Source organism: Brevibacillus laterosporus DSM 25 (assembly GCF_002706795.1).
In the GTDB taxonomy this organism is placed as follows: domain Bacteria; phylum Bacillota; class Bacilli; order Brevibacillales; family Brevibacillaceae; genus Brevibacillus_B; species Brevibacillus_B laterosporus.
In genome coordinates this window covers 5,377,682-5,400,144 of record NZ_CP017705.1, presented here as the reverse complement: position 1 = coordinate 5,400,144, position 22,463 = coordinate 5,377,682, and the positions used below count along the sequence as shown (strand labels likewise).

Annotated in this window: 23 protein-coding genes and 3 pseudogenes; 23 read left to right on the top strand and 3 right to left on the bottom strand. The window is 41.5% G+C overall.

Annotation, left to right across the window (positions count from 1 at the left end):
* Nucleotides 1-2 precede the first annotated feature (2 nt).
* The 20 genes and pseudogenes from BrL25_RS26645 (at nucleotide 3) to BrL25_RS24535 (ending at nucleotide 14,788) form a co-directional block, all read left to right on the top strand.
* A complete protein-coding gene (locus BrL25_RS26645; protein WP_418230135.1) occupies nucleotides 3-344 on the top strand; it encodes a cbb3-type cytochrome c oxidase subunit I in 342 nt (113 codons plus the stop codon).
* 11 nt (nucleotides 345-355) lie between these two features.
* Nucleotides 356-799 (top strand): hypothetical protein, encoded by a 444-nt coding sequence (locus BrL25_RS26640; RefSeq protein WP_418230073.1) that lies wholly within the window; start codon nucleotides 356-358, stop codon nucleotides 797-799.
* A 263-nt stretch (nucleotides 800-1,062) separates the two neighbouring features.
* Nucleotides 1,063-2,678 (top strand): annotated as a pseudogene (locus BrL25_RS24580) (ABC-F family ATP-binding cassette domain-containing protein).
* Between the two features lie 158 nt (nucleotides 2,679-2,836).
* The gene (locus BrL25_RS26135; protein ID WP_236848082.1) at nucleotides 2,837-3,745 is read left to right on the top strand and encodes a hypothetical protein; all 909 of its coding nucleotides are present in this window, start codon (nucleotides 2,837-2,839) and stop codon (nucleotides 3,743-3,745) included.
* A gap of 50 nt (nucleotides 3,746-3,795) precedes the next feature.
* Nucleotides 3,796-4,188: pseudogene (locus BrL25_RS26430) on the top strand (SNF2 helicase-associated domain-containing protein); the annotation flags it as partial.
* A complete protein-coding gene (locus BrL25_RS26175; RefSeq protein ID WP_250645114.1) occupies nucleotides 4,186-4,704 on the top strand; it encodes an SNF2-related protein in 519 nt (172 codons plus the stop codon). The pseudogene BrL25_RS26430 and the gene BrL25_RS26175, both read left to right, overlap by 3 nt.
* A 23-nt stretch (nucleotides 4,705-4,727) precedes the next feature.
* Nucleotides 4,728-5,207: pseudogene (locus BrL25_RS26425) on the top strand (DEAD/DEAH box helicase).
* A 121-nt stretch (nucleotides 5,208-5,328) separates the two neighbouring features.
* On the top strand, nucleotides 5,329-5,502 hold the full coding sequence (locus BrL25_RS26120) for a helicase-related protein (protein WP_236848080.1): 174 nt from the start codon (nucleotides 5,329-5,331) through the stop codon (nucleotides 5,500-5,502).
* Entirely contained in the window at nucleotides 5,493-5,759 is a 267-nt protein-coding gene (locus BrL25_RS26115) for a C-terminal helicase domain-containing protein (protein WP_236848079.1), read from the top strand. Before BrL25_RS26120 ends, BrL25_RS26115 begins: the two co-directional genes overlap by 10 nt.
* A gap of 116 nt (nucleotides 5,760-5,875) precedes the next feature.
* The gene (locus BrL25_RS26110) at nucleotides 5,876-6,055 is read left to right on the top strand and encodes a hypothetical protein (RefSeq protein WP_236848078.1); all 180 of its coding nucleotides are present in this window, start codon (nucleotides 5,876-5,878) and stop codon (nucleotides 6,053-6,055) included.
* A gap of 153 nt (nucleotides 6,056-6,208) precedes the next feature.
* Nucleotides 6,209-6,406 carry a hypothetical protein gene (locus BrL25_RS26105; RefSeq protein WP_236848077.1) on the top strand — a complete coding sequence of 66 codons (198 nt, stop codon included), beginning with the start codon at nucleotides 6,209-6,211 and terminating at the stop codon, nucleotides 6,404-6,406.
* Entirely contained in the window at nucleotides 6,343-6,693 is a 351-nt protein-coding gene (locus BrL25_RS26100) for a hypothetical protein (RefSeq protein WP_236848120.1), read from the top strand. The genes BrL25_RS26105 and BrL25_RS26100 overlap by 64 nt, the downstream gene beginning before the upstream one ends.
* 145 nt (nucleotides 6,694-6,838) lie before the next feature.
* On the top strand, nucleotides 6,839-7,108 hold the full coding sequence (locus BrL25_RS26095) for a 4'-phosphopantetheinyl transferase family protein (RefSeq protein WP_236848076.1): 270 nt from the start codon (nucleotides 6,839-6,841) through the stop codon (nucleotides 7,106-7,108).
* Nucleotides 7,084-7,380, top strand: a complete 297-nt coding sequence (locus BrL25_RS26090; protein WP_236848075.1) for a 4'-phosphopantetheinyl transferase family protein — start codon at nucleotides 7,084-7,086, stop codon at nucleotides 7,378-7,380. The genes BrL25_RS26095 and BrL25_RS26090 overlap by 25 nt, the downstream gene beginning before the upstream one ends.
* A gap of 179 nt (nucleotides 7,381-7,559) precedes the next feature.
* Nucleotides 7,560-9,080: an aldehyde dehydrogenase gene (gene adh / locus BrL25_RS24560; RefSeq protein WP_018670556.1), complete on the top strand. Its 1,521-nt coding sequence runs from the start codon at nucleotides 7,560-7,562 to the stop codon at nucleotides 9,078-9,080.
* Between the two features lie 38 nt (nucleotides 9,081-9,118).
* Nucleotides 9,119-9,460, top strand: coding sequence for a DUF779 domain-containing protein (locus BrL25_RS24555; protein ID WP_018670557.1), 342 nt, complete (start codon nucleotides 9,119-9,121; stop codon nucleotides 9,458-9,460).
* A 330-nt stretch (nucleotides 9,461-9,790) separates the two neighbouring features.
* On the top strand, nucleotides 9,791-10,849 hold the full coding sequence (locus BrL25_RS24550; protein ID WP_018670558.1) for a FecCD family ABC transporter permease: 1,059 nt from the start codon (nucleotides 9,791-9,793) through the stop codon (nucleotides 10,847-10,849).
* 3 nt (nucleotides 10,850-10,852) lie between these two features.
* Nucleotides 10,853-11,887 (top strand): FecCD family ABC transporter permease, encoded by a 1,035-nt coding sequence (locus tag BrL25_RS24545; RefSeq protein WP_018670559.1) that lies wholly within the window; start codon nucleotides 10,853-10,855, stop codon nucleotides 11,885-11,887.
* 57 nt (nucleotides 11,888-11,944) lie between these two features.
* On the top strand, nucleotides 11,945-13,660 hold the full coding sequence (locus BrL25_RS24540; protein ID WP_026315059.1) for an ABC transporter ATP-binding protein: 1,716 nt from the start codon (nucleotides 11,945-11,947) through the stop codon (nucleotides 13,658-13,660).
* Nucleotides 13,661-13,738: 78 nt separating this feature from the next.
* Nucleotides 13,739-14,788 carry an NAD(P)/FAD-dependent oxidoreductase gene (locus BrL25_RS24535; protein ID WP_018670561.1) on the top strand — a complete coding sequence of 350 codons (1,050 nt, stop codon included), beginning with the start codon at nucleotides 13,739-13,741 and terminating at the stop codon, nucleotides 14,786-14,788.
* A 196-nt stretch (nucleotides 14,789-14,984) separates the two neighbouring features.
* Here the strand turns inward: BrL25_RS24535 and BrL25_RS24530 are convergent, their stop codons facing one another.
* Both BrL25_RS24530 and BrL25_RS24525 read right to left on the bottom strand, forming a co-directional pair.
* Nucleotides 14,985-16,637 (bottom strand): ABC transporter substrate-binding protein, encoded by a 1,653-nt coding sequence (locus BrL25_RS24530; RefSeq protein ID WP_018670562.1) that lies wholly within the window; start codon nucleotides 16,635-16,637, stop codon nucleotides 14,985-14,987.
* Between the two features lie 131 nt (nucleotides 16,638-16,768).
* Nucleotides 16,769-17,791 carry an ABC transporter substrate-binding protein gene (locus BrL25_RS24525; protein ID WP_018670563.1) on the bottom strand — a complete coding sequence of 341 codons (1,023 nt, stop codon included), beginning with the start codon at nucleotides 17,789-17,791 and terminating at the stop codon, nucleotides 16,769-16,771.
* A gap of 303 nt (nucleotides 17,792-18,094) precedes the next feature.
* On the opposite strand from BrL25_RS24525, the gene BrL25_RS24520 reads away from it, so the two are divergent.
* Both BrL25_RS24520 and BrL25_RS24515 read left to right on the top strand, forming a co-directional pair.
* Entirely contained in the window at nucleotides 18,095-18,784 is a 690-nt protein-coding gene (locus BrL25_RS24520) for a helix-turn-helix transcriptional regulator (RefSeq protein WP_018670564.1), read from the top strand.
* A gap of 17 nt (nucleotides 18,785-18,801) precedes the next feature.
* Complete coding sequence (locus BrL25_RS24515; RefSeq protein ID WP_018670565.1) at nucleotides 18,802-20,097, top strand: L-cysteine desulfidase family protein; 1,296 nt, start codon at nucleotides 18,802-18,804, stop codon at nucleotides 20,095-20,097.
* A gap of 99 nt (nucleotides 20,098-20,196) precedes the next feature.
* Here the strand turns inward: BrL25_RS24515 and BrL25_RS24510 are convergent, their stop codons facing one another.
* Nucleotides 20,197-20,901 carry a YjjG family noncanonical pyrimidine nucleotidase gene (locus tag BrL25_RS24510; protein WP_018670566.1) on the bottom strand — a complete coding sequence of 235 codons (705 nt, stop codon included), beginning with the start codon at nucleotides 20,899-20,901 and terminating at the stop codon, nucleotides 20,197-20,199.
* A 224-nt stretch (nucleotides 20,902-21,125) separates the two neighbouring features.
* On the opposite strand from BrL25_RS24510, the gene BrL25_RS24505 reads away from it, so the two are divergent.
* The gene (locus BrL25_RS24505; RefSeq protein ID WP_018670567.1) at nucleotides 21,126-22,460 is read left to right on the top strand and encodes a CoA-disulfide reductase; all 1,335 of its coding nucleotides are present in this window, start codon (nucleotides 21,126-21,128) and stop codon (nucleotides 22,458-22,460) included.
* The last annotated feature ends 3 nt before the right edge of the window (nucleotides 22,461-22,463 follow it).

Here is a 22,463-nt window from a genome sequence, read left to right as displayed (position 1 = left end):
AAATGCTACATGTTATCTTGACTTTAACCGTAGTATTCCCATCGCTTATGACGGCATTTTCGCTATTTGCCGTATTTGAAACATCTGGACGTAAAAAGGGTGCAAAAGGTTTGTTTGGCTGGTTTTGGAAATTGCCTTGGAAGGATGCTCGCTTCTTTGCTCCAATGCTGGGTATGCTAGCTTTTATTCCAGCAGGTGCAGGTGGAATTATTAATGCGAGTAACCAGATGAACGCAGTTGTGCATAATACAATCTGGGTTACGGGGCACTTCCATTTAACGGTCGGAACTAGTATAGCGCTTACATTCTTTGGAATTATACGTATTGGTTATTGCCAAATTTAACAGGCCGGAAAATGACCCCTGCCCTACATCGAGTGGGAATTTTGCAAGCTGTCATGTGGTCGGTTGGTATGTTACTGATGTCAGGAGCAATGCATTATCTTGGTTTGCAAGGTGTGCCACGTCGTACCGATTACACCACTTACTTTAACAATGCGGAGGCTCTAAGCTGGATACCTCCACAACAGCTAATGGGTTTTGGTGGTGCGATTCTATTCTTTGCAGGGATACTTATGGTAGGGATTTTATTCTATCTCATCTTTAAGGCACCAAAAGGCGAGGAAGATTATCCTATTGCTGAATCCCAAGAAGCAGTTGAGCGTACTCCAAAAATTTTAGAGCGCTGGTCTTTATGGCTCGGTGTTGCCGTATTCCTGATTATCGTGGCCTATGCATATCCGATCTATCAATTGATTGACCATGCACCTCCTGGCTCAAAACCGTTTATAACCTGGTAAAAAATCAAAAAATCATCTGCGGTATTTCCTTCTAAAAAGGAGTATGTCTGTGGATGGTTTTTTATTATGAGAAAGTAAAAAAAACTGTGTTCTACTTGAGTACTATTGGTCGCTTACATGAATTTTTAATTAAAAAAAGGAAGGATTCACATGCTAAAATTTGCTGTGTTAGGTGTTAATAAATAGAAGGGGTTAATTTTTAGATGTAAATGTAGTAAAATATACGTTTGAAGAAGAAAATGTATATTAAAGGATGAGATTGAATGATAAGTACAAATGGTGTTACCCTGCGATATGGGAAACGCGCTTTGTTTGAAGACGTAAATATCAAGTTCACACCTGGTAACTGCTATGGATTAATTGGGGCAAATGGAGCTGGTAAGTCTACATTCCTGAAGATTTTATCTGGCGAAATTGAACCAAACAGTGGAGAAGTTATTTTAACTCCTGGGGAACGTCTTGCCGTACTAAAACAAGATCATTATGAGTTCGATGAATGCGAAGTCTTGAAAACGGTAATGATGGGTCATAGAAGATTATTTGACATCATGGAAGAGAAAAATGCTCTGTACATGAAAGAAGATTTCTCTGAAGCAGACGGCATTCGTGCGTCTGAATTGGAAGGAGAATTCGAAGACTTGAATGGTTGGCAAGCAGAATCTGATGCTGCCGCTTTATTGATTGGTCTGGGAATTTCTGCTGAATTCCATGATAAAAAATGCTAGAGCTAGACGGAAGCTTAAAAGTACGTGTATTGCTGGCACAAGCTTTATTTGGAAACCCAGACATCCTGCTACTCGATGAGCCTACCAACCACTTGGACATCGAATCTATTCGTTGGCTAGAAAACTTCTTAGCTAACTATGAAATACTGTTATTGTCGTATCCCATGACCGTCACTTCCTGAACCAAGTATGTACGCACATTGCTGACATCGACTTTGGTAAGATTCAAATGTATGTGGGGAACTACGATTTCTGGTATGAATCAAGTCAGCTGGCTCTTAAGTTAATGAGAGAGCAAAACAAGAAAAAAGAAGAGAAAATTAAAGAATTGGAAAGCTTTATTGCACGTTTTAGCGCCAATGCTTCTAAATCAAAACAAGCAACTTCTCGTAAGAAGATGTTGGATAAAATTTCGTTGGATGATATTAAGCCTCCAGCCGTCGTTATCCATTTATTAACTTCAAGCCTGAGCGAGAAGCGGGTAAAAACATTTTGGAAATTGAAGGCTTATCCAAGACCCTTGAAGGTGAAAAACTTTTCGACAATCTTCACCTCATTATTAATAAGGGTGATAAGATTGCGCTTGTTGGGCCAAATGGCCACGTAAAATCAGCCCTGTTCCAAATTTTAATGGGCGAAATGGAAGCGGATAGCGGCACATTTTCTTGGGTGTTACAACTTCTCAAGCATACTTCCCTAAAGATAACTCTGAGTACTTTGATGGATGCGATTTATCGTTGGTTGACTGGTTGCGTCAATACTCAAAAAATCAAGACGAAACATTCTTGCGCGGCTTCTTAGGCAGAATGCTGTTCTCTGGCGAGGAAGCATTGAAAAAAGCCAATGTTTTGTCTGGTGGTGAGAAAGTACGTTGCATGTTGTCCAAAATGATGATGGTGGGCGCAAATGTTATCATGTTAGATGAGCCTACTAACCACTTGGATCTGGAATCTATTACAGCATTAAATAATGGTTTAATTGAATATGATGGTACAATGGTATTTGTTTCACATGACCATCAGTTTGTTCAAACCATTGCCAACCGGATAATTGAGATTACACCAAATGGTATCATTGATAAAATGATGACATACGATGAATATCTGGAAAGCGAAGAGATCAAACAACTTCGCGAAAAATTGTACAGCGAGTAATGAAAAAGAAAAGAGGGTTAACCGGTTAAGGCTAACCCTTTTACTAAAAGCTGGAGGGCATCAATGACGACGTTGCACGGTATCTGGTTACCAGATGCTTTTTTCTTTTCTGTTTGCGCGGCGGCGAGATTGTACCCGTCAGTAATTGGATGGAACAATTGTCGACCGAACAACAGATGAAATTGATGAAGTCTGGAAAAGTGGGCATCCGTACTTTTCAAGTTCCATATTGGTTTGATCAAGGTGAGTATTACCCGTCCAATAAACCAAAATTGATGGTACAACAGATTAATGGACTAAGTATTACCATGAAGGAAGCTTTACCATTCCTGTGGCAGACGGATGAAGCAATGTTACAGCATAGCGGTTTTATTCAAGGTGATAGCCTGCGCTACTACCAAAAAGTAGCTCAATTTGTCCTACATATGCTATGGCATGCAAATATTCGACCAGGTGTACAGGTACGTAAAGGAAAACGGTACGGCTATGCAGTGGCAGACGCCAGTTGGGATATAGACCTGACCAAGGAAGAAGTGCGCACATTTTCGCATACTTTGGCGCTTACTATGCCTGCCATCTGTCGAGCGTATGACCCACAAAAGACAGGTGGAAGCGACATCATGACAGATCCGCACCACATACAATCGGATTTTTTACAAAATGCAATACAAACTACCGTACTTGACTGGCTGGATTTGGAAAGCGAAGAGTTACGTCAACAGCTCAGCAAAGGTAAGGGAGATTTCTCTTTACAGTGGCTACGAGGATTACTCACTCGGGCTATGGAACCCATTGAGGGAACAACGAAAGAGCTGCAAAGCTTTAAGCAGCAAGTAGATATGTGGACAAAAGGAGAAGGACGGAATAAACGGGATTGTGTGGGGCAGTATGCAATGCGTCTGTACTTACGTCTGGAACCTCCTCAACAGCTCGAATTAGAAGTAGGAGAGTCTATTTTTACATTGCATGTGTATCTACAACCTGTGACAGAACCTTCTCGTCTTATTTCAGTTAAGGATATTTGGTTGGGATCTGGTGAGGCTGTAGCCTTTTTGGAAAGTGGTTAGGTAGAGCCCAAGAATTTTTGTTGGAACAATTGGGATGTGCGTCTTTACACATGCCAGCGTTAGCAGCAGTGCTGCGCCAAGGATTGGTGGAACAAATACAGTTGCCTGTACACGAGGCTTTTCATTTTCTACAAGAGATAGCCCCACGCCTGCAAGCAGAAGGAGTTGGTGTTCAATTACCTTCTTGGTGGTTAAAGCGTGGACGCAAACGGTTAGGCTTAAAGCTTAGAGTCATGCAGGATCACTCCCTTTACGCAGCGGATTCATCAGCTGTAATTCATCGTTTAGGTTTAACATGAAATCATCCGTTTTGATGCTAAAGCAGCTTTGGGGGACCAAGAAATAAGCTTGGCCGAGTTAGAAAAAATTGCAGATTCTAAACTCCCTTTATCCAATTAAGAGGGGAATGGACAGAAGTAAATCAAGAATCAGTTAAGCGGATGTTGCAATATTTAAAACGAGCAGAGCAAGATGAAATCACGCTTCACGATATGCTCTATTTGATGGCCGAGATGGAAGCAAGTGATGAATGGCAAGATATTCCCGTTGTTGATTTCGAACTTCCTATAGCGCTTGATGATTTATTACATGGACGACTAGAACAGAATTTAGACCATATTGACACCCCACAGGGTCTGCAAGGAGTGTTGCGCCCCTATCAAAAACGTGGGTATGCATGGCTACAGCTCATGTCAAAATTAGGCTTTGGCGTCTGTTTGGCAGATGATATGGGGCTGGGAAAAACGATACAGATGATTACAGTTTTAATGGCAGAGAAGCTATCAGCACCGGCTATAATCGTGTGCCCGACCTCATTGATGAATAATTGGAGTAAAGAAATTGAAAGATTTGCCCCAACACTACGGGTGTATACGCACCATGGACCAGAACGCTTGCATCAAAAAGACCTGCAAGCAAAAGTAGCTGAACATGATGTTGTGATTACTTCTTATTCTTAGTCAATCGTGATTTAGATGATTTAATGGAAATCAAATGGTCCTATTTGGTGTTAGATGAGGCTCAGAATATCAAAAACAGTAAAAGTAAACAGGCGAGAAGCGCCATGAAAATACATGCTCAACATCGAATTGCGATGACAGGTACACCAATTGAAAATCGGCTAAGTGAGCTTTGGTCGATCTTCCATTTTTTAAACCCGGGTTACTTAGGAACTTAACGCAATTTCGCACTCAATTCACGTTACCTATTGAAAGATATCGTGAGCAGGAACGTATGGAATCTCTACGGAAATTGGTAAAAACCGTTTATCTTGCGGCGTTTAAAAACAGATCCTAGCATTATTGTGGATTTACCAGAAAAAATCGAAAGTAAAACATATTGCACACTGTCAGAGGAACAGGCTACCTTATATCAAGCAGCCGTTAATCATATGATGCAAAAAATCAATTCGGTAGAAGGAATGCAACGTCGTGGTATGTCCTGCTACTTAAACTCATCTTAAACAAATTTGTGACCATCCAGCCCTTTATTTACACCAGTCTGCCGATCATTTAGATCGTCGTTCTGGTAAAAGTACGGCGTGTGACTGAACTTGTTCACGATATAATGGAGCAACAAGAGGCGTGTTACTATTTACGCAATATGTAGACATGGGAAACATGCTTGCCAAGCATTTTCGTGAGGTTTTACAAGAGGAAGTTCTCTTCTTGCATGGAGGGGTCAGTAAACAAGAGCGTGATGATATGATAGATCGCTTCCAGTCTGGTATGGGACCGCGTATCTTATTTTGTCACTAAAAGCTGGCGGTGTCGGTCTGAACTTAACCAGAGCAAATCACGTTATTCATTTGATCGTTGGTGGAACCCTGCCGGTCGAAAATCAGGCGACCGATCGGGCATATCGCATCGGTCAAAAGAAAAATGTGCATGTGCACAGGTTAATTTGTCAGGGAACGCTAGAGGAGCGCATTGATCAGCTGATGGAACGAAACGGGAATTGGCAGAACAGGTCATTCATTCTGGGAACAGTGGATTACCGAGTTATCTGCAAATGAGTTACACTCCTTATTTGAGCTACGTGAGGATTTGATCTGCCCAAGAGGAGGATGATTTGTTGTGAAACCGCAAAAATCGAGCGTACAGATTGAGTGGGTCGCCCGCTTAAAAAGAATTGATTCGAAAGGCGGGTGGGGCACAGCGGAATCAGCGTGGACGTACAAAAGCAAAAGAAGGCGGAGTACTAGAATGGGAAGCCTTTGATGCTGGCATAAAAGCAAAGGTAACAGGGGCGAATCAGGCACATTACACGGTCTCACTTAGCCCAAAAATCGATGCATGTAAGCCGCGATAAAGCTTTATATATGATTAGACAATCTCCTCTTTTACAGCTCAGTTATTAGGCGGGACATTTTCCGAAGAACTCGCTACTACTCTAGTTGATCAAGGATTAGAAGTTCTTCCAGATTCGCTAGAGGAATGGAATGCTCATTGTAGTTGCCCCGATATGGTTGGTTATTGCAAACATGTATACGCGTTGTATTATCAACTGCTAGCGGAAGCGGAAGATGACCCATTTGTCTTTTTTAGCATTTCTTGGGCTACAGCGTCTGATATTATAGGTGGTTTCGGGAGCAGTGGTTGCCAGAAAGCGTACCCTTTGCGGGAGAAGGCGTGGTACACCAAGAAAAATCGAGCCTACTAGAGCAATCCCCTTTACCTGAACTATTGGATACAGGTATCGATGAGGAAGTGGGGGCAGTGTTTTTGCGTAGAGCGGTTGACCACGGCTCCTTTTTTCAGACAGCCCCTCATTTTTCAGCGATGACTATTTCTTTTGCGCAAGAGAATATTCTACCTGAGCAACTGCTTTTAATCTGGGGACCACCTGCATTTGCTGTCCGAAAAGAAGCTGCGATGATTGGAGTCCTACAAGAAGTGTATCGGATTGTAAGTAAGAAAGCTGGAGAGGAGATAGCTACATTGCCATGAAAGTGTTTGCGATAAAAGTACCCGATACGTATACAGAAGAGTTGTATCGGGAGTTGCTTTCTCTGCTTCCGTTTGACCGTCAAGAAAAAGTGAATCGCTATCTTAAAACGGAGGATAAATGGCGTTCCTTGCTTGGGAGGTACTGGTGCGCGTGCAATTGGCTCAACGGATGCGTCTTTTGCCGAAAGAGATTCGATATGAGACAAATGCATATGGCAAGCCATTTGTTACGGGGGAGGGTGCGTGCGAATTTAATGTATCGCATTCTGCTAGCTGGGTAGTGACTGCTTTAAGTGCTTACCCAATTGGTATTGATGTCCAACAAATCAAACCAATTAACTTACAAATTGCTGACCGATTTTTTTCTGACAAGAGCGCCAAGACTTATTCTTGTTACCTGAAGCTGATCAACTAGAATGTTTTTTTAGATATTGGGCGTATAAAGAGAGCTATATTAAAGCAGTGGGGAAGGGACTTTCTTTACCGCTTGATTCTTTTACGATTCAGTATAAGTCCCCAAATAGAGCTACGGTATACGCTGATCAAATGCCTACTGGTTATCATTGTCGGGCTTTTCATGTGGACGAGATGTATAAAATAGCCGTGTGTACAAAAAAGGATCAGTTTTGTGAGCAGATTACAATTGTAGAAATGGAAGAGTTGGCAAGCAAGCTCTTACAAACATAGGTGGAAAGACGAAACGAAAGGGTTATCACATGTTTATGGGATAGCCCTTTTTTGTCGAATAAAGTCTCAAACTCTCTGTTTTTGTTTACAAAGTTCTGAAAATTACGATACTATTTATAGAGAATGAGCATAAGGTAAAACTATCAACCCTATTTGTAGGATGTGAAGGAGGTTTTCCCATGATTTATGCAAATCCGAATCAATCAGGAGCCAAGGTAACGTTTAAAACTAGATACGACAATTATATTGGTGGTAAATGGGTAGCACCTATTCATGGAGAATATTTTGATAATGTTACTCCGATTACTGGAAAAACATTTTGTGAAATAGCCAGATCAAGTGCCGAGGATGTTGAACTGGCACTTGATGCAGCTCATGAAGCCAAAGATGCGTGGGGCAGGACTTCCCCAGCGGAACGCGCAACGATCCTAAATAGAATTGCCGATCGAATTGAAGCTAACCTAGAGATGCTTGCGGTGGCTGAGACATGGGAAAATGGAAAACCTGTGAGAGAAACCCTAGCAGCGGATATTCCACTTGCGGTTGATCACTTCCGTTATTTCGCAGGTTGTTTACGCTCGCAGGAAAGTTCAATTAGTCAAATTGATCAGGATACAGTTGCCTATCATTTTCATGAGCCACTTGGCGTCGTTGGGCAAATTATACCGTGGAACTTCCCGTTGTTAATGGCTACGTGGAAGCTAGCACCAGCGCTTGCAGCCGGTAATTGCGTGGTGCTGAAGCCAGCAGAACAAACACCGGTTTCAATCCTAGTGCTCATGGAACTAATCGGTGATTTATTACCTCCAGGGGTAGTTAATGTGGTCAATGGTTTTGGGTTAGAAGCAGGTAAACCGCTTGCATCGAGTAATCGTATTGCTAAAATTGCTTTTACAGGTGAAACGACTACAGGAAGACTTATCATGCAATATGCATCGCAAAATATTATTCCTGTGACATTGGAGCTAGGTGGTAAATCGCCAAATATATTCTTTGAAAATGTATGTGCGAAAGATGATGCCTTTTTAAACAAGGCGATTGAAGGATTTGTCTTGTTTGCACTCAACCAAGGAGAGGTATGCACATGCCCATCCCGTGCGCTTATTCAGGAATCCATCTATGATCAATTTATGGAGAAGGCACTGGCACGGGTTGCCTCCATCAAACAAGGGAATCCTCTGGACACAGAAACCATGATTGGTGCTCAGGCTTCATCCGAACAAATTGAAAAAATCCTGTCCTATTTAGAAATTGGAAAAGCTGAAGGGGCAGAGTGCTTGATTGGTGGAGAACGAAATCAGCTGGGAGGTGAATTGGAAGGAGGATATTACGTCAAGCCGACTGTGTTTAAAGGACACAATCGAATGAGAATCTTCCAAGAAGAAATATTTGGCCCAGTAGTGAGCGTGACGACGTTCTCTGATCCAGAAGAAGCCTTGTCTATCGCAAACGACACGCTATATGGACTAGGGGCAGGTGTATGGACAAGGGATATCAATCAAGCCTACCGCTTTGGACGTTCTATTGAAGCAGGACGTGTATGGACTAACTGCTATCATGCTTATCCAGCACATGCCGCCTTTGGTGGTTATAAAGTATCTGGAATTGGGCGAGAAAACCATAAAATGATGCTGTCACATTATCAGCAAACAAAAAATCTTCTGGTAAGCTATAGTGATCAAGCATTAGGATTCTTTTAAACAGGCAGTAGCCAAACAACATGGGATGAGGGGATAACATGGGGGTACAGCCAAAGGTGTTGGCAACAGATGCAGCGCTCGCTTTAATTGAAAAGCTTACAGCCAAATATGGTCCCCTCCTGTTTCATCAATCTGGGGGCTGTTGTGATGGTAGTTCTCCGATGTGTTATCCTGCGGGAGAATTGTTAATTGGCGATCATGATGTACTGCTTGGAGAGATCGGCAATACTCCTTTTTATATGAGTGAAGCTCAGTATGAATATTGGAAGCATACCCAACTGATTATTGATGTGGTTCCAGGACGCGGAGGAATGTTTTCGCTGGAGGGACCAGAGGGTGTTCGATTCTTAACACGCTCGAGATTGTTTACAGAAGAGTAAACTTGTGAGTGAAATTGATAGATGTTAGGTGATTGATAATCAGAATATAGATAGTAAAAGGCTTGGTCGTTTTGAACGATCGAGTCTTTTTTTTGCCGAGACATGATATCAATTATTCATTTTGTACAAAAAAATCCTTCAGTTTGTCCATTGTCATGAATGATGGCAGTGATCTATAATCATTAAAGTGAAAATGAGAATCACTTTCATTAAATGGTGAGATCAGGAGGGATTTTTTTTCACATGATCACGTGGAAGAGACCATTTGATCATGAAGTTGTCTAAACACCAGAACAACTTACATATTACATTGATGAAAAGGTGGCACGAATGAGTCAAAAGGCCAATGTAAGTAAAGTAGCAGTTACAGACATCCATAACATCAATGTGAGTTCTCGTCCGTGGGCAGTGACATTGATAGTAATCGGTGGTCTTAGCTTGCTAGTACTAGCTATTATTTTATCCGTTTCCTTTGGGGCAGCCGATATTCATTTCCTTGTTGTCTGGGAAGCTATTTTCTCATTTAATCCAGATAGTACTCAACACCAAATTATACAAGAGCTTCGCTTACCACGTGTTCTTGGAGGAGCTATGGTTGGGGCTTGTTTTGCTGTTGCAGGAGCAATTATGCAAGGAATGACCCGAAATCCGTTAGCAGATTCCGGCTTGCTAGGAATAAATGCCGGAGCTGGTTTTGCTCTGGCACTTTGTTTTGCCTTTTTTCCAGGACTGCCATTTATGTATTTGATCTTGTGGTCGTTTCTTGGTGCAGGTGTAGGAGCAGGAATGGTATACGGAATTGGCTCGCTGGCTAAAGGCGGATTAACACCAGTTCGTCTCGTGTTAGCCGGTGCAGCACTGAGTGCTTTATTATCAGCACTAAGCGAAGGAATAGCCCTTTATTTTCGCATCGGTCAGGATTTAGCATTTTGGTATGCTGGGGGCGTGGCAGGGACGAAGTGGATTCAGCTTCAGATCATGTTTCCTTGGATTGCTGTTTCGATCATAGGAGCGATTGCTTTATCTCGTTCGATTACCATGCTTAGTCTTGGTGAGGACATCGCAAGAGGACTTGGTCAGAAAACCTTATTGGTAAAGCTGGTTGGGACTCTTCTTGTTTTAATTTTAGCCGGTGCAGCGGTTTCGGTAGTTGGTGCAGTAGGCTTTGTGGGGCTTATTATCCCCCATTTAACCCGTTATGTAGTGGGGGTCGATTATCGGTACATCATTCCCTGCTCAGCTATACTTGGAAGTTTACTGGTGGTTTTCGCTGATTTAGCTGCCAGAATGATTAACCCTCCCTTTGAGACACCGATTGGGGCATTAATAGCACTCATAGGTGTTCCGTTCTTTCTATATCTGGCACGTAAGGAAAGGAGGGAGCTGTAGGTTATGGAAAGTGTAACGACTACGAAAACAGAACGGCTTAGATTAAAACGTGGCTTCACGGTGATATTTATATTTAGCATTCTGATTATCATTGCTTTTATTTTAAGTATGAATACGGGATTTATTCGATTGTCTCCACTGGAATTGTTACAAACGCTGTTTGGAGCAGGTACAGACAAGCAGAATTTAATCTTGTTTGAATTTCGCCTTCCACGCATCGTGATCTCAATCTTGATTGGTGCTGGCTTAGCCGTATCAGGTTGTGTGATGCAGGGAATTTCCCGGAACGCATTAGCTGATCCTGGTATTCTCGGTATAAATGCAGGTGCTGGTTTAATGGTAATGCTATTCATTTCTTTTTATCCAACAACAGCAGCTGCACCGATCTTTTTATTGCCTGTTTTAGCTTTGATTGGTGCAGGCTTGACTGCAGCTCTTATCTACTCACTTGCCTACAAACGATACGAGGGACTTTCACCAACGAGACTTTTACTTAGCGGGATTGCTGTTGCAGCAGGGATAAGTGCTGCCATGATCGTTTTGACACTTAAAATCAGCCCGGAGAAATACCAATTTGTAGCAACATGGTTAGCTGGGAGTATATGGGGAACCAATTGGAATTTTGTTTTGTCATTACTTCCATGGATCTTGATCTTACTACCATACGTGTACTATAAGGCACGAATCATGAACGTACTAAATCTTGGAGAGCAGGCTGCCATCGGACTTGGCGTGTCTGTATCAAGAGAACAACTGGCTTTGATAGCAGCAGCAGTTGGACTTGCTGGCGCTTGTGTCGCAGTTAGTGGGGGAATTGGCTTTGTAGGACTAATTGGACCGCATCTAGCACGGCGATTGGTTGGACCACGACATCAAATATTGATCCCAACGGCAGCTCTAGCTGGGGCATTGCTTGTCATCACGGCAGATACGATTGGTCGATGGATGTTACAGCCATCAGAAATTCCGACTGGAATAGTGGTAGCTGTTATTGGTGCTCCCTATTTCCTCTATCTGTTGGCACGATCGAAAGCATAGCATGACTGTCTATATACATTGGTTGGAAATACAAAAAAGGGGGCTTTATTGAAAAACATGATAAAACGTTTCTTTGCCTATTATGTTCCTTACAAGAGATTGTTTATGCTGGATTTTGGCTGCGCAGTCTTTGCAGGTCTATTGGAGCTTTGTTTCCCACTTGCTGTTAATTATTTTGTTGACGATCTGTTGCCAGGCGGGAAATGGGATATCATTTTATGGGCATCGCTTGGCTTACTATTTATTTATGCCCTGAATACATTTTTACTTTATATTGTCAACTATTGGGGACATATGCTGGGAATAAACATTGAGACTGATATGCGCAAGAAACTATTCGATCATATACAGAAGCTGTCATTCCGCTTTTTTGATAACAACAAAACAGGTCATCTGATGTCGAGATTAACAAACGACATGAATCAAATTGGTGAGATGGCTCATCATGGACCAGAAGATTTATTCATAGCGCTGATGACTTTGACAGGTTCCTTTACACTGATGTTGTTCATTCATTGGAAACTTGCGGTATTTACCTTTGTGGTCATTCCTGTGATTATTTGGTTTGTTGTCTACTTTAATAAAAAAATGACCGAAGCCATTCACCAATTATTTACTGATATTGGAGATTTCAATGCGCGAGTGGAGGATAATGTTGGTGGCATTCGTGTTGTGAAGGCTTTTTCAAATGAGGAGCATGAGAAAACGAAGTTCGCAGTAAATAATAGTAGATTTCGTTTAACGAAGCTGGTTTCCTATAAGCTTATTGCCAAAAATGGGTCAATTAGTTATATGATGATGCGTTTTGTAACGGTTTTTGTGATGGTGTGCGGCACGTGGTACGTCATTAATAATGAGCTTACATACGGTGAGTTTATCGGCTTCTTGCTATTAACAAATGTCTTTTTCCGACCTATTGAGAAAATTAACTCTATCATAGAGAGCTACCCGCAAGGATTTGCCGGGTTCAAACGGTATGTGGAATTACTAGATACAGAACCAGACATTGCGGATGCACCTCATGCAGTTGAAATGGGGGTATTTACAAAGGCAATTCGTTTTGAAAATGTTTCATTTGGATATGAGAATGAAACGAAGGTACTAAATAACGTTCAGTTAACGATTAACAAGGGAGAAACAGTGGCCTTTGTGGGTCCATCTGGGGCGGGTAAAACGACTTTGTGCAGCCTGCTTCCGCGTTTTTATGAAGTACAAGCTGGAAAAATTATGATTGATAATGTGGACATTCGTGAGTTGAAACAGGAATCCTTGCGAAGACAGATCGGGATTGTACAGCAGGACGTATTCCTGTTTTCGGGGACAATCCGCGAAAATATTCTTTACGGGAAGCTACATGCTACAGAGAATGAGATATGGGAGGCAGTCAAAAGAGCAAGACTGGATGAATTTATTCTTGCTCAACCAGATGGATTGGATACGGTTATTGGTGAGAGGGGCGTTAAGCTGTCAGGGGGACAGAAGCAAAGGCTCTCTATTGCCCGAATTTTTATAAAAAATCCACCAATTCTTATTCTTGACGAAGCCACTTCAGCACTGGATACGGAGACAGAGGTCGCTATTCAGCAGGCGTTGACCGAGCTGTCAGAAGGAAGAACTACGCTTGTGATTGCCCATCGCTTAGCAACCATTAAAAATGCGGATCGAATCGTTGTAGTAGCAGACCAAGGAATTATAGAACAGGGAAGTCATCAACAGCTACTATCTGTAGGAGGCATATACAGTAGATTGCATGAAGCACAATTTGGTACCTAATTCTATTAATTGATGCTACATGCTTGTTTCTCTACTTGTGTGTATTACGAAAATGATTAGAAAGTTGGAGATAGGAATATGACTGAACAGCTAGAGCTATTTGATGTGACGATTATAGGGGGTGGCCCGGCTGGCATGTATACCGCTTTTTACAGTGGTATGCGTGATCTAAAAACGAAATTGATCGAGGCAAAGCCGGAGCTTGGGGGACGGATGCTCATTTATCCAGAGAAAATGATCTGGGATGTTGGTGGTGTGACCCCGATTCTATGTGAAAAATTAATCGGACAATTGGAACAGCAGGCTAGAACATTCGATCCAACAATCGTACTAGGCCAACAAATCACAGGACTTTCTCGACAAGAAGATGGAACATTTATTCTTACTGCGGCAACTGGTGAGAAGCACCATACGCGAACCATTATTTTAGCAATTGGGTACGGAATATTGACCATGCAAAAGCTAGGGATTGAGGGTGCTGATCGTTACGAAGTCACAAACCTACATTATACCGTTCAAGAGCTGGAGGTGTTCCGAGGCAAACGAGTGCTTATTTCAGGTGGTGGTAACTCTGCGGTTGACTGGGCTAATGAATTAGAACCAATTGCTGAAAAAGTAACGATTGTCCACAGACGAGATCAATTTGGCGGACATGAGAAAAACGTCTCAATGATGAGAGAATCTTCTGTAGATATACGGACACCTTATGCTGTAACACAGCTCCATAGTAATGGACAGAGTATAGAACAGGTAACGATCACCCATATGGAAACAGACGAAACTGAGCTCATCGAGGTGGATGCTGTGATTGTTAATCATGGACTAAAATGTGATTATGGTCCACTCGTCGAATGGGGGCTAGAAATGAAAGATGAGCTAGCCGTTGTGAATGGAAAGCTGGAAACGAATATACCTGGTATTTTTGCTGCGGGTGATTTTGTCGATTATGATAGTAAGGTTCGATTAATTGCTGGAGCGTTTACGGACGGGGCACTTGCTTTGAACAGTGCGAAGCTATATCTAGACCCTGAGGCGCCAAAAGTAGCATACGTTTCTTCGCACAATATTCGCTTTAAAGAAAAGAACAAGCAACTGGGATTGGATGATGATGATTACCGCAACGTATGATAAGAGGATTTTCAGCCATGCTCGTATGGTAATTATGCAGTAAACATCGTGATCATCTTTCAAAAAGAAAGCAGATAGACACAAGTCCAAATAGGGAGTGTCTGTCTGCTTTTTCATGTCTTGATAGAAAAATATTTGCTTAGCTAGCAGGACCAATTCGTTTTTTTGTAATACGGCTGAAAGGGCGCTAGGCTAACTAGACGATGAGCTGGGGGAGAGATTCAAGTAACCACTCTCTGGTCATTGCATCCGCATAATTCCATATCTCTGCTTCTATCAGATATACGTATCCATCGCGAACGGCTGGAAGGTTTTTCCACGAGGGGGTGTCCATTAGTTTATCGGTCGCTTGTTTAGATTCCACATTAGCTGATAAAAGCATGAAAATCCGATCACCAGCATATAGTGGCAAAGCTTCCTCCGAGATTTCAATAAAACCTGAACCTGAATCCAGGATTTCTTGTATTTTGGGTACAGGTTGAAAACCCAGCGGATGATAAAGTGCCGATGATAGACCTGTAGTACCCATGACATACAAATGCTTGCCATGTTCATAGATAAAGACGGAGGCGGTTTCTCCGGGTTTTATTTTGGAACGTAGCTGCTGCCACATGCTAGTAGCTTTTGTATCATACCCGTCTAACCATTTTTTTGCCTCTTTTCTCTTATCTAGTATTCTGCCAAGTGTTTGAATACGTTCAGCAAGAGGTGCAAATGAATTAAATGTAACCGTAGGGGCAATCCTTGAAATCTTTTTATATTCATTTTCGTCAGCATTAGCGAAAATAATCAAATCTGGTTTGAGAGCCATCGTTTTTTCCGGATTAATAGGTAAGCCGATATCTTGTACTTCAATTCCCCGATCTTTATAGATAGGGTGATCCATCAAAGCATATCCGCCACCGACGGCCTTCACACCTAAAGCCAGCAAATCCCCATATGTTTCTCCATGATAAATGATGCGTTTGGGATGCGAGGGAATTTTAACCTCATGACCTGTCCAGTCCTTAACTGCCTTTCCACGACGCATCAAAAGTGCATACTGCTTAGGAGCAATCCCTGTCATTTGACGAAAGCGGCGGTTGAAATAATATTCATCTGAAAATCCGACTTGGCAAGCAATTTCCCGCAGGGGACTGTTCGAATGGATTAATAATTCCTTCGAATGGTTAATGCGTAGCTCGGTCAAAAAGTCCAGCGGTTTTTTCCCCGTTAATTCTTGAAAGATCGTTGTGTATTTCCAGGGAGCTACATTAGCTAGGTGTGCAAGCTGTTTAACTGTAATGTTGTACATATAGTTTTTTTTCATATAATGAATCGTGTTTTCTACTGAGAGAGTTGAATGAAACGACTGATTGTAATGAAGATTATGTTCAAACAGAAAGCCTAGTAAGTCCTGAAAATGAAGATGCTGTTTAAACCATTCAAGCTCTGAATTATAGTTGTTTCCCGCATATAATGCTTCGGTAAGACGATTTAACCGTGAGAACGGGTATACCGCTATTTCCTGCTTGTCAGGCAAGATGTTTCCAGAATATGAGGTATGCTGGGATTCACCTATTTGGATTACGGTAAACGTAATCTGATAGAATTGAATTTCACTATCGTATCCATTTTCAATCTGAAGCGTACTTCCCGGGGGAAGTGAATAGCATTTTTCAGGCAATAATTGAAAGACGTCCGTGTCGATATGTATAGTGCCCTTTCCCTTATTAAAAATGAACAGGGTATGGTATTGAGAAGTTTCAATTTCGGACTTCCATCCTACTGGCTTAATGATCATTTCAATAGTTGATAGATGAAAAAGCAAGGAACGGAGTGGAACACAAGTAGATTTTAGCTGAGTCAATCTGTTCTCCTCCTCATTGGTGAGAATTATTATCAGTTCTGTTCATTGTATAAAAAGAAAAGAAGCTTTTCAATAATCTTTGAAAAGCTTCTTTTGTATTCTATTCACATATTTTGTAAGGGATAACCAGCTTATTTTTTAAGTAGCTTAGGTAATTCCTCTATCAGCCATTCTCTTGTTAAAGCATCACTACCAGATTTAACGATATCAAGGGAATAGACATGTCCCTGTTTTACGCCAGGTAGCTCCTTCCAAATTGCTGTTTTTAGTAAATCATCTGTAGATCTCTTCGCTTCATCAGCGATAGGAACGAGGATAAAAATCCGATCACCGGCATATTTTGGCAGAAGCTCCATGGATATTTCTTTAAATCCTGTATTATTGTTCAATATTTCTTGAATAGGTGCGGTTGGTTTAAAGCCATTTGGCTGGTATAGCACTTGTGAAAGCCCTGTGCTTGCCATGACAAATAACCGATTTCCAGGATAATAGGTGAACACAGAAGCAGTCTCGTCATTTCCTATCCCTGCTGCATGTAACTCATCCCACATCTTGTTATCCTTGGCATGGTAACCAGCCAGCCACTCCTTTGCTTGTTGCTCTTTCCCAACAATGCTACCTAATAAAGTGATACGTTCGTCCATCGGTGCAAAGGTATCGAACATAATCGTAGGTGCAATTTTAGAAAGCTGTTCGTATTCCTTTTCATCTGTACTTCCAATAATAATTAAGTCTGGTTCAAGACCCAACGCTTTTTCAAGGTTGATTGGAAAGCCGACATCTACAGTGTGTTGTTTGACTTTATCTTCATAAACTGTGTCTGTAATCCAATTGGAGGACGTACCGACAGCATTTATCTGTAGGGCTACTAAATCACTAAATGTTTCGCCAGCAAAAATGATGCGTTGTGGTGCAACAGGAATCACTACAGAATGCCCTTTATAATCTGTATATTTTTGTGTAGAAACAGTTGTATCCTTCATATCTGGTTTTGCGTTCTCAGAAGGGGTAGGTGTATTTTTGGGAATGGTTTGTATCGAAATTTTTTCTGTGCTGCTTTTCTGCTCTTCTGAAGGGCTACCACAGCCCACTGACACTGCTCCAATCATTGCAATCATACAAAAATTAACGATATATTTTCGGATTTGAATCATTGTACACGTTCCTCCAGCATGCTCATGTTATTTTAAAGTAATGATTATCATTATCAGCAACTAAATGAATAATAAAGGATGATTTTCAGTAACTCAATGGACAAACGCAATCCATCCATTTTATTTTGTACAAAAGGGAGAAGGGAAGTAGGGAGGGGGATGTAGGGAAGAAGAGATAGGCTGGATTGACATCATCTTCAAACAGTTTTAGGGACCAAAACATGTAGAAAAAATATTATTGTGATGATAAAATCTTATTATCTTTTTTATCGCTAACAATGATGGAAAACGGAGAAATACAGCATGCAGAATAAAACAGTATTACAGATGTATGTTCCACTCGTCTCCTTTATCGCCTCCATTCTCGGCAAGCACTCAGAGGTTGTATTACACGACTTATCACAGCAGGAAACCTCTATTATCGCGATTGAGAATGGACATATTAGTGGGAGAAAAATAGGGGATGCACCGACGAATCTGGTCTTACAGGTGCTACAGGATAAGACCTATTTAAAAAAGGAATTTATTGCAAACTATAAGGCATACGGTAAAAATGGGAAGGTTTTTCGTTCATGGAGCTATTTCATTAAAAATCCAGCAAATGAACTAATCGGTGTGCTTTGTGTCAATTCGGATGTGGAACATTTTGAAAAAGCAAAAGAGTGGATCGATAGCTTTTTACACATCGGGGAGCAACAGCAGGAGGTAGATCAAACAGGACGTAGAGATACAGAACACCTGCCGGAGCACCTGCATGGTCAGGCGGAGGATGTACTTGCTAGCATGATCCATCAAACGATGATGGATATACCAACTCCACCGGAACGGATGACGGTGCAAGAGAAAATGGAGATTGTGAAAAAATTGTACCATCAGGGTGCTTTTCAGTTAAAAGGCGGGGTACATGCGATCTCTAAGCAATTAAAATCCTCAGAACCTACTATTTATCGGTATTTACACAAAATCAAAGAAGAAGAGAAGGACTTATTTTAACGAAAAGGAAGACGGCTATGAGAGATATGAGCAAAAAGATTGTACAGCTATTAGAAAAAGAATTGGTTGTTGCTCTTGGGTGCACGGAGCCTGTAGCGATTGCTTGGGCAGCCTCTGTCGCCAAAAGTTATCTGGAAGCCGCCATTACCTCTATTGATGTAACAATTAGTGCTAATGTGATGAAAAATGCTATGGCAGTTGGAATACCCGGTATGCAACAAACCGGCATAGATTTTGTGTCTGCATTAGGTGCTTTGGCAGGCGATCATGAGCGAAAGCTGGAAGTATTGAAGAATGTCGTACCTGAAGCTGAACAACAGGCGCTCGAATTCGTTGAAGCTGGTAATGTCACGATCCAATTAGCGGACACTCCCAAAAAACTATACATTGAAGTAACTGTCCACACAGCCTCTGATTACGCCAAAGTGATCATAGAAGATATGCATACAGAGATCAGACGGATTGAAGTGAGTGGAGCCACTGTATTTGAAAAGGAATGCGATTACTATCATGAGCAGGGCGGAAAAGAAAAAGACATATGTGAAACCCTGACACTAGATAGTATCTATCAATTTGTTATGGAAATACCTCTTGATGATCTGACTCTGGTCAAACAAAGTATTGAGCTAAATAGAGCAATTTGCAACGAGGGTCTGAAAAACAACTACGGTTTACAAGTCGGTAAAATCCTCAAGGATAATGTTGCCAAGGGATTATTGTCTGATGACTTAATTACTCATGCCATGTCATTAACTGCCGCAGGTTCAGATGCACGGATGGCAGGAATCATGCTACCGGTTATGTCAAATTCGGGTAGCGGGAATCAGGGAATCTCTGTAACCATGCCGGTGGTAGCTGTTGCAGACAAATTGGGATCATCCGATGAACAGATGATTCGAGCCGTTACCTTTAGTCATTTAGTAGCCATTTGGATTAAATCAAAATTCGGTAGATTATCTGCATTGTGTGGGGTGACTGTTGCGGGAGCTAGCGCGGCTGCGGCGATTACGTATCTACTCGGCGGTAATCTCAATCAAATCTCTTTTGCCATTCAAAATACGATTGGAAATGTAACAGGTATGCTTTGTGATGGGGCAAAAGCAGGCTGTGCTATGAAGGTGTCTACCTGTACAGGAGCAGCCGTACAATCAGCTCTGCTGGCGTCACAGGGGATGGGGGTACCGGGAACAAATGGGATTATTGATGAAGGATTAGAAAAAACCATTGATAACTTCTGCCGACTAGGGAATGAAGGCTCTGGCAAAATGGATGAGCTGATGCTTGAGATGATGGTTAAGAAGCAAAAGAAATAAACAAGGACTATCATGTAATCTATAAGTGGGTCAATTGTGGCAATTTATGGATTACATGATAGGTAAGATCATGTAAAAAATTTTCGGTATAAATGAAATTTAAAGGATTGTTGAGTTGATTTTTAACATTCGATAAAGCTCATCAAGCTTTTGTATTTGATAGGTTGGCACAATATCAGTGTCATTAGGTTTCAATTCGGGATTGAACCAACAGGTGTCTAGACCGGCTAGCTGTCCGCCTTTTATATCCGCGCTTAGGGAATCTCCGATCAGTAAGCCTTTTTCTACGGAGAAATTAGGAATTCGGGCAAAGACGTAATCAAAATATTCCTTCATTGGCTTCTGAAACCCAGTATCCTCCGAAACAAAAATATCCTTACATAACGGATATAATCCTGAATCACGTAAGCGTTTATACTGAGTCTTGGAAACACCATTCGTAACAATATATATATCATAATGACTGTGAAGGCTTGTTATTAATTCAAAGGCCCCAGTAACCAGCTGATGTCCCTCTTCTAGGTAGCTACGATAGTTTTTCTCCAATAAGGCTCCATCAACCTCTTGATCATATTCCTTAAGTAGAATGGAAAAGCGTGTATTTATTACCTCATCTCGATCTATTTTTCCTTCCTCAAAGTCTCTCCATAGACCTTGGTTTATGCTTTTATAACGTGCTTCAATTTCAGGGGTTAAGAGAATGTTTTGATCCTTGAAAAGGAAGTGTAACGCTAAGTTTTCTGCTGCACCAAAATCTAAAAGTGTATCATCTACATCAAATAATAAGGTTTGATAATTTTTCAAAGCTCTCCCTCATTTTCTTACTTGTTGTTTTGTTTTTTAGTATAGCATTTTTTATTTTGTTATTTTAAAAAATGGAATTATGAATCAAAAAATGAAATATTCTGCAAAACTCGATAACAATAGAAATAACATGGATGCACTCGTCCTGCGGTGGCAATGCTAGCTGTTAGAATCCCTTTGATTGGGGTAAATAGCATATATAGCATACAAAAGGAGAGCAGCGGATGAAAATTATTATTATTGGTGGCGTTGCAGCCGGTATGAGTGCGGCAGCTAAAGCAAAGCGAATGCATAAAGACGCAGAGATTATTGTCTATGAAATGACGGAAGAGGTATCGTTTGGTGCATGTGGGTTGCCTTATTTCGTGGGAAATTTCTTTGAGAACCCTAACCAAATGATAGCCCGTACAAAAGAGCAATTTGCAGATTCGGGGATTTTGGTCCATACGAAGCATCAAGTGACTTCGCTTCATCCACAGACGAAAACCATTCGAGTAAAATCGTTAAAAACCGATCAAGAGTTTGATGATCAATATGACAAGGTTATGATTGCTACGGGAGCGTCTGCGGTTGTACCTCCGTTTGATAACAAAGACCTTGTGAACATTTTCACGCTAAAGAGTATGCAGGATGGTGTAGCCTTAAAAGAAATAGCAATGAAGCCTGATTATAAACGAGTAGTGGTCATCGGTGGGGGTTATATCGGGATGGAAGTCGTGGAAGCTATGCAAAATCTAGGGAAAGAGGTACGATTGATCCAAGCAGATAGCCGTGTGCTTCCTGAAACATTCGATGAAGAAATCACCGAGATCATGTCCGAAGGAATTCTTCGTAAAGGTGTACTTTTACATACGGAAGAGCGTGTGCAGGGTTTTGTCGGAGAAATGAGAGTAGAGCGTGTAATAACGGATCAGGGTCAATATCCAGCTGATATCGTAGTGATAGCTACCGGTGTGCGTCCGAACACGCAATTTCTTAAAGAGACAGGGATTACTATGCTGGAAAATGGAGCGCTTGTAATTAATGGGCATGGAGAGACTTCTCTTCCAGATGTCTATGCCGCTGGGGATTGTGCCACGGTCTATCATTTGGTAAAAAAGCAATCAGTCTACATCCCGTTAGCCACCACAGCCAATAAACTAGGGCGCATTGTAGGAGAAAATCTTGTGGGTCATAACAGCCATTTTCCCGGAACATTAGGCTCTGCCTGCATAAAGGTACTAGATTTGGAAGCAGGTCGTACAGGACTTTCAGAAAAGGAAGCAAAGGAGCTGGGGCTTTCCTATAACACAATCATGATTCGTGACAAAAATCAGACCAATTATTATCCGGGTCAGGTAGACATTCATGTGAAACTGATTTATGATGCAAAGACAAAGGTCATTCTTGGTGGACAAATCATTGGGAAACAAGGGGCTGTCTTACGGGTTGATGTGCTCGCAGCTGCCATTCACAACAAGATGACAACTGAAGATTTAGGAATGCTTGATCTATGCTACTCTCCACCATTTTCCCGAACATGGGATGTGCTTAATATAGCGGGGAATGTAGCAAAATGATCG

Coding starts and splice junctions, on each gene's coding strand:
- BrL25_RS26645 (WP_418230135.1), top strand. CDS start 3: ATGCTACATGTTATCTTGACTTTAACCGTAGTATTCCCATCGCTTATG.
- BrL25_RS24525 (WP_018670563.1), bottom strand. CDS start 17,791: ATGATTCAAATCCGAAAATATATCGTTAATTTTTGTATGATTGCAATG.
- BrL25_RS26640 (WP_418230073.1), top strand. CDS start 356: ATGACCCCTGCCCTACATCGAGTGGGAATTTTGCAAGCTGTCATGTGG.
- BrL25_RS26105 (WP_236848077.1), top strand. CDS start 6,209: ATGGTTGGTTATTGCAAACATGTATACGCGTTGTATTATCAACTGCTA.
- BrL25_RS24555 (WP_018670557.1), top strand. CDS start 9,119: ATGGGGGTACAGCCAAAGGTGTTGGCAACAGATGCAGCGCTCGCTTTA.
- BrL25_RS24550 (WP_018670558.1), top strand. CDS start 9,791: ATGAGTCAAAAGGCCAATGTAAGTAAAGTAGCAGTTACAGACATCCAT.
- BrL25_RS26175 (WP_250645114.1), top strand. CDS start 4,186: ATGTTGCAATATTTAAAACGAGCAGAGCAAGATGAAATCACGCTTCAC.
- BrL25_RS24545 (WP_018670559.1), top strand. CDS start 10,853: ATGGAAAGTGTAACGACTACGAAAACAGAACGGCTTAGATTAAAACGT.
- BrL25_RS24520 (WP_018670564.1), top strand. CDS start 18,095: ATGCAGAATAAAACAGTATTACAGATGTATGTTCCACTCGTCTCCTTT.
- BrL25_RS24540 (WP_026315059.1), top strand. CDS start 11,945: ATGATAAAACGTTTCTTTGCCTATTATGTTCCTTACAAGAGATTGTTT.
- BrL25_RS24535 (WP_018670561.1), top strand. CDS start 13,739: ATGACTGAACAGCTAGAGCTATTTGATGTGACGATTATAGGGGGTGGC.
- BrL25_RS24505 (WP_018670567.1), top strand. CDS start 21,126: ATGAAAATTATTATTATTGGTGGCGTTGCAGCCGGTATGAGTGCGGCA.
- adh (WP_018670556.1), top strand. CDS start 7,560: ATGATTTATGCAAATCCGAATCAATCAGGAGCCAAGGTAACGTTTAAA.
- BrL25_RS24515 (WP_018670565.1), top strand. CDS start 18,802: ATGAGAGATATGAGCAAAAAGATTGTACAGCTATTAGAAAAAGAATTG.